Below are 6,267 nucleotides of genomic sequence, written 5' to 3'. Positions count from 1 at the left end.
CAGGAGTATAACCAATTCCGGCCCCATAGCTCATTGGGCGACAAGACGCCGGAAGAGTGGGTGGAATGTAATATAGTAGAACCCGAATTCTCTACTTTTCACATGTCCTAAAAATGGGAGGAGCTCAATATCTATACTGCCTGTCGTGTTGCCGTTCCTGCTCCAGGTGAGGGTGCCGCTTTGGTAGTTGTTTGGCATCAGGTAGCCCCATTCTTTTAGTTTAGTGGTGGAAACGGCTATTGCATCATCATATAAGGTTGGGATGGTGGAGTGTCGGGGCATCGTTTTTTCTGAAATTGAAACCTAAATCCCTAGGGAATATACATCTAAATATAGCTATTTTTTGCCTGTAAAACGAGCTTTTATAGCTGCTATATATTGATTTACAGCACTATACAGGCTTTGATTTTATATTCCCTAAGTTACCTATAGTGTGAGTTTGTGAGATAGGTATAAAGCTCAATATACCTGCTTCTTTTCACTGTTATTCCACTGTTTTTTATAGGTTCGGCAGTATCGGCAAACACGCCATTTATGGACTGAAAAAACTAAGTTTTACTAAGTCCCTGCACAAGTGAGGATGTTAAGTTTTTACAAGTTCAGCCTTTCTCCTACACACGCGTGAAACCTTAACATTTCTTAACATGCTTAGCTTCTTTATGTACCTGCCTTATAGGGCATGCTTGATTAGCCAAGTGCAGCAAGAGCCTTATCCCCTTTGGCTTTTTCTTGGCAGTGAGAGAAAATTGCTGTCATACGGTGTAGGCTTTTATATAGTTCAGAGGATTTGTAGGCCCCTCCCCCCTTAGCTAATTATGGCAGTAGGCAAAAGATAATGTCAAGCGGTCGGAATTTGGTCCTGTGTTGGCTTTTGTTATTGTCTCCCTCTATACACGCGAGGAAGTAAGGTTAAATAGGTTTAAAACAACTCTCAACGGCATAATAAAACAAGTTAAACTCTAGATAAGTTATAATTTTTATTATTATATTCACATATACTCATGACATTTTCATGCTATCACACTTAAAAACATTTTCAATGGACTTTATTAATGTTATCAAGCCTGCAGATGAGAGAACAAGTCGCATGAAAACTAGAAATGCAACTTTAAAAAGTCTATCAGATTTAGCACCTAACGAGTTATTAAGTTTATATGATAACCTGGACTTGAGCGTTAGATGCATTTTAAATTCCATAGGTGTTCTAATTGCTTTAGCTCAGGTATTTTATATTGTTAAAGTTCCAATAGCGGTATTAGTAGGAGGTTATCATATTAGTGTTGTAGATGTTATCACAGGTATCATCATAGACATAGGAGTGATTATCATTCCACCAATAGTCTATTGGGGAACAATATTCTTTGCCTTATGGATTAATGAAGAGCTTGATACAAAAAAGAAAGCCGTTTAATTATCTCTTCATTAAGGTTTATTTAGTTTTGAGACTCGCAAGGCTCTTCCCTTTTTCTTTCACAGTTGCATGTGCATGTTAGGCCTTACCAAGCGGTCAGGCTTTAGCAATGCTTCAGAGATTTACCTCCCCCTCCCCTCTCTGAAGTGACACAGACTTTTTTTTGATATATCAGCGGTCGGACTTCTGGACCTTTGACAAGGTTTATATAGCCTACCCCTCAAAAGTTTAAGAATGTGAGGTTTTACCAGGTCCAGAAGTTCAAACAGTATAATTTCTGTCATCTCTATCTACAGCGTTTTATTGTACTAAAGAAGTGAACAAATTTTGAGAATCAGGCTTAAAAGGCTTCTCTTACTATGGTTAATTTAATAACACCAAGTGTATATTTGCAGTCCATTTAAGCCCTAAATAGATGATTCTGTTTCATAACAGTATTCTTAAGTTAGATTACAGTCCTGCTACTGACATATTAGATGTCGGCTACCCTGATTTACATGATTACATGCTCTCTGAAATCAAGCATAGTATAGATATACTAATAGATACTGTTAAGAACTATGATGTAAAAAAGGTAATACTGGACTCCTCAAGAACTGTCTCCTCTGTATCCAGTGAGGAAAGTAGGGAGATTGCTGTGTATTTAGCCAGTGGTTTGATGAAAACACGTGTTCAGAAAGTGGCTCGTGTGCAGTCTCCAAGCTCTGATATAGAGGAAAGAGCACAAGGCAATATCAGACACATCAACGAATCAATACAACTCCCTTTTCAGCTACAAAATTTTACAAGCAAAGAAGTAGCTATAGAGTGGCTAAAAGCATAGCAAAACTAAAACGCCTTTAAGTTTACCTGTAGTTTTCTTTTGCCCTGGCTACTTTCCTGTTCAGTTCCTCTAAGAGTTCAGGCGTTTCTACATGTTTAGTACTGCTTATTATCTTCCTGACTTTCTTCTTAAGATGGGAGTAGTATTCAGGATGCTTGTATACTTTTTGCTCTTTCAACACATCAATCTGATGCAGCACAGCATCCAGGCCTTTCTCCTGAATAGAGAGAATAAGTAACTGGTCTAAAAAGTCCTTTTCTGTTTTGATTTTAGTTGTGTCCATCTTTGCTACTCCTACTTTTTGTATGACTTCATATTCTTTAAACCAACGGTCATACATCTCCATATAGAACCGCTCATTAGTTAGTACATCTGGTGTTATGACAGGCTGATTGAACTGCTTTGGCAGGCGCTGCATATAGCATAGCTCATACCTTAACAGGTTCTTGTCTTTATACACATCAGGTATTGCCACATTATACTTTTTGCTTTCAGCTATCTTGTTGTAGAACTTCTTTCTTCTCATGCTGTTCTCATACCTGATGCTCTTAGGCTGCATGAATCGCTCATACTTGCTACTTGGTCCTAGATAAGGATAGTAAAGTTCTGGCTTATAGTCTGTCATCAGGTTTACCCCTATATCCACTCTTGAAACGGTTGCTCTTTGTATAGGAAGGTGCAGGGTGTCGGCCATCATCTCAAAGGCCCGCCTGCTGTCTGACCTGTTCAGGGAGTGCAGGTTTGTGCCTAAATAGAACTTAGCCAGACTGCCTTCAATGTTAATCCCATACTCTGACACTCCTACTCTTAAATTACCAGCATGGCCTGCAAGATAAGTTTGCCCTGTGTTCTGTTTATAGATTTCTGAAAGGTTGGTGAGGAATGGCAGGCAGTCCATTACAGAACCGCCTGCCTGCTCCATGCTTAAGAATAGCTTTGTAGTACAGTACATTGCTTTTGATAAAATCTATCAAAAGCAATCAATGTGTACCACTTACTACAAAGCATTTCCATAGTCAAAGAACGGCTGTGCCTGCTCTCTGAGCTGTTCAATCTCCTGGTCCAGTTTAACATCTATCAGCCGTTGATAATATGCCCCTACAAGGTTCCTGCCTTCAGCTATAACCAGTACCTCAATCAGGCTAAGGTCTTTGTTAGTAAGAAACAGATAGCAGTCATTCCTGTACAGGAACAGCGGGTTAGCATCTCCATTACTCTTTAACCTGTTAGCGTTAGGATACCCATAGCCATACTCAGGAAAGTCTGTGTCCTCTATGTAAATACTGGAGAGGTTCAGGCTCCCGTTGGTGAGGCTCCATTCTGCCAGCCTCCTGGTGTTGGCTTTTATAAACCCATTGGCAGGAATCCTGAACAGGTACATCTGTCCTTTGTGATTGATAAAATCTATCAATACTTTATAGCCTGTCGGGTTGGAATGAACGGTGCAGTCTAATCTGGCTTTGCTCCTGATTTTATGCTTTGCCTTTACATCATCTGGCAGAACCTCAAACCTGTAGTAAGCTGCTAACATGCCGCTATACTTAACCTTTACTGCCTCAGGCAAAGGGGAAAACCTATAGTTAGTTGTTCTTAGCATCTTACACCTCCCATCTTCTTAAGCGTGATGTAAGTTGCTGCCTGCTCCTCTATGGCAGCTTCATTTACAGGCCGTGTAGGGTTCCTTTGTAGCCACTGGTCTACTTCTGCCTTGTTAAAGTAGATGTGTTTGCCCTGGGGCTTGAAATGCGGTATTTGTGCCGCTGAGGTTAGCTTATACAGGTAGCTCTTAGATAAGCCTGTATAACTTGCTGCCTCATCAAAGTTCAATACTGTCTTTTGGGAAAGGAGCAATATTTCAATGCTCCTTAACCTTTGCTCTAAATTTTGTGTTTCCATTTCTGGCTTTTTAAAAGTTGTAGAAATGGGTTAGCGCTATTCCCTTGTTCGTTATAACAAGAGCAAAGATTGCAAAGGCAGGAAAGAAAAAACCTTCACTTTTGGTGAAGGTTAAGGTAAAGGTAAAGGTTAAAGTATTAGCAAAAATGGCTTATGAGTTTGTCTATAGCTTCTTGCTTCTCAGAAGATAGATCATGTTTTACATTCTGCTTTACAACTTTAAAATCCGTTTTGAATAGTTCTCCATTTGGTTTAGCAAAACAAGCTTTGAACTTCTTATAATCCATCCTTTTAGTGCTTCCATCTATGTTGCCTGAATCTGTTAACTGCATGATAAAATAAAGCAACTCATGAGCATTAGCATCATGTCATTTAACAGGAACAAGATTTTCAATAGGCTTCGCTGTAAACGCAGCTTTGAATTGCTTTAGCGTTGTGTGCTTATGCAGGTATTTATCCTTCATTAACTTGTATAACTTAGGAAGCTCCTCTTTATGGTCATCCTGCCATATGTAGCTAACAAGTTCTCCTTTAGAGTTCTCATTAGAATTGGGTTGCTCATGAGTGATGACACTCAATGTTTTTACTGCCTGTTCAGTCATAAGCCCTACTACTCGTTCTTTAATAAATGGCAGATTAAAAAGCTCCTTAACATACTTATCTGCTCTTTCACTATCTAATTTCCTAAACCTGTCAAGTCGTTGACGGCTTCTTTCAAACCCTTTTCTGAACTCTTCACTAAATGCCTGAAAGGAGGGTTCAGTATCTTCTTTGCCATCTTCTTTCAGCCATTTTAGCCATCTATAGAAGTTTGACTTAGTATAATAAGAAATATGAGTAGGCAGTATTTCTTCTAGTTCATCAATAAAAGAGCTGTTTATTAGGTAATGTGGGATGAATGGAGGAGTTAACCTATATCTATTGTCTATACCATTTATAGCTTCCCAATAAACAACTGGATTGCTGTCTTTGAAACTCTGTAAATCTTCTTCAGCAGCCTTTACCTGTTGATTTAGTAGCTCTTCTTTTGCAAATGAATGTTCATATCTTTGATAGAAAGCAATCTTCATCATTTGCAGGTGCATAGCTATATGATTTGAGTAAGCAAACTCTTGATCTGATCTTACTCTTTTCAAGTCATCTTCACCTAAATACTTCTGCTTGACTAAATCTTCTAAATCTTCATTATGGATTTCTCCTTTCAGCCAATCCTCATAAGTGTACTTATATGTCTCCATTCCTAAAAGTTTAAGTCAGGTAAAGCGTTTACAGCTTGTGCTTTGCGTTCGTCTGCAATGTTGAGGTACTTCTGAGTGTGTTGTATGGAAGTGTGGCCTAAAAGCTGTGAGAGTGTTTTAATGTCATACCCTAACAGCAGGATGTTGGTAGCAAAGGATGGCGGGCACTGTGCCATGTAATACGCTTATCTATGCCTGCCCTGGCTACCCAGTTATTTATTGTTTTAGCTGAGCCGTTGAAGGATGGCAGGTTAAATACCAGTTCATCTGCCTTGCCCCGTTCTCCTATCAGCTTCAGCGCGTTCTGGTTCAGCCTGAGGCGGTGTACCTCCTTCTTACTTTGCTTGATGGCAAGCTCTACCCCGCTTATATCCTGCCATTTCAGGGCCTTTATGTCCCCAAATCTTAAACCTGTATTGCAGGCAAAGAGAAAGGCCCGCTTTATCGTGTCGCTGCCACAATGGGTTCTAGCCAACAGGCTCACCTCCTCCAGGCTCAGCAAACCTGTGTTCATGCCCCCGCCTTTAAACTTCACGTTCTCAGGCAGCGGGTGCTGAGGAAACAGGTTCTCCCTGATGCCACATGCTTCACCACCTTCTTAAAGCGGCTGTAGTAGGTCGGTGGCCCTTCTCCTGTCAGCTTTGACTCTAAGTAGTCTTTGAAGCCTAAAACAAGCTTAGGAGTAACATCTTTAAAGGCTAAGCGCTCAGTGCCATATGCCTCCTGCAGGTAAGCCTTAAACTTACTCAGGCTGGCAGAGAGCACCCTCTGGTCCTTCTTAGTGTAGGAGGTAAAGTAGGCTTGGTAGTAGGCTACAAAGTTTGCTGTTCCCTTGTTCTTGGATGGCAGATCAAAAGTCTCTGTCAGCACCTCCTCAGTTCGCTTTGCCTTTATCCTGA

The 6,267-nt window shown here is 40.3% G+C and carries 8 protein-coding genes and 1 pseudogene; 2 read left to right on the top strand and 7 right to left on the bottom strand.

Going from position 1 to position 6,267, the window contains the following annotated elements; translation table 11 throughout:
* Nucleotides 1-30: 30 nt before the first annotated feature.
* Nucleotides 31-282: a hypothetical protein gene (locus ACFS7Z_RS13975; protein WP_377485593.1), complete on the bottom strand. Its 252-nt coding sequence runs from the start codon at nucleotides 280-282 to the stop codon at nucleotides 31-33.
* A 757-nt stretch (nucleotides 283-1,039) separates the two neighbouring features.
* Between ACFS7Z_RS13975 and ACFS7Z_RS13970 the strand changes: the two genes are divergently transcribed.
* On the top strand, nucleotides 1,040-1,411 hold the full coding sequence (locus ACFS7Z_RS13970; protein WP_377485587.1) for a hypothetical protein: 372 nt from the start codon (nucleotides 1,040-1,042) through the stop codon (nucleotides 1,409-1,411).
* A gap of 415 nt (nucleotides 1,412-1,826) precedes the next feature.
* On the top strand, nucleotides 1,827-2,234 hold the full coding sequence (locus ACFS7Z_RS13965) for a hypothetical protein (protein WP_377485585.1): 408 nt from the start codon (nucleotides 1,827-1,829) through the stop codon (nucleotides 2,232-2,234).
* Between the two features lie 22 nt (nucleotides 2,235-2,256).
* Here the strand turns inward: ACFS7Z_RS13965 and ACFS7Z_RS13960 are convergent, their stop codons facing one another.
* The 6 genes and pseudogenes from ACFS7Z_RS13960 to ACFS7Z_RS13935 form a co-directional block, all read right to left on the bottom strand.
* Nucleotides 2,257-3,186, bottom strand: coding sequence for a phage/plasmid replication domain-containing protein (locus ACFS7Z_RS13960; protein WP_377485583.1), 930 nt, complete (start codon nucleotides 3,184-3,186; stop codon nucleotides 2,257-2,259).
* A 45-nt stretch (nucleotides 3,187-3,231) separates the two neighbouring features.
* Nucleotides 3,232-3,765: a hypothetical protein gene (locus ACFS7Z_RS13955; protein ID WP_377485581.1), complete on the bottom strand. Its 534-nt coding sequence runs from the start codon at nucleotides 3,763-3,765 to the stop codon at nucleotides 3,232-3,234.
* Between the two features lie 59 nt (nucleotides 3,766-3,824).
* Nucleotides 3,825-4,130, bottom strand: a complete 306-nt coding sequence (locus ACFS7Z_RS13950) for a helix-turn-helix domain-containing protein (RefSeq protein ID WP_377485579.1) — start codon at nucleotides 4,128-4,130, stop codon at nucleotides 3,825-3,827.
* Between the two features lie 368 nt (nucleotides 4,131-4,498).
* Nucleotides 4,499-5,368: a hypothetical protein gene (locus ACFS7Z_RS13945; protein ID WP_377485577.1), complete on the bottom strand. Its 870-nt coding sequence runs from the start codon at nucleotides 5,366-5,368 to the stop codon at nucleotides 4,499-4,501.
* Between the two features lie 2 nt (nucleotides 5,369-5,370).
* Nucleotides 5,371-5,882 (bottom strand): annotated as a pseudogene (locus ACFS7Z_RS13940) (site-specific integrase).
* Between the two features lie 17 nt (nucleotides 5,883-5,899).
* Nucleotides 5,900-6,238, bottom strand: a complete 339-nt coding sequence (locus ACFS7Z_RS13935; RefSeq protein WP_377485575.1) for a phage integrase SAM-like domain-containing protein — start codon at nucleotides 6,236-6,238, stop codon at nucleotides 5,900-5,902.
* Between the last annotated feature and the right edge of the window lie 29 nt (nucleotides 6,239-6,267).

Source organism: Pontibacter toksunensis, assembly GCF_042686245.1.
In the GTDB taxonomy this organism is placed as follows: domain Bacteria; phylum Bacteroidota; class Bacteroidia; order Cytophagales; family Hymenobacteraceae; genus Pontibacter; species Pontibacter toksunensis.
Note: the sequence above shows the minus strand (reverse complement) of the source record. Positions and strands in the feature narration are given on the sequence as shown.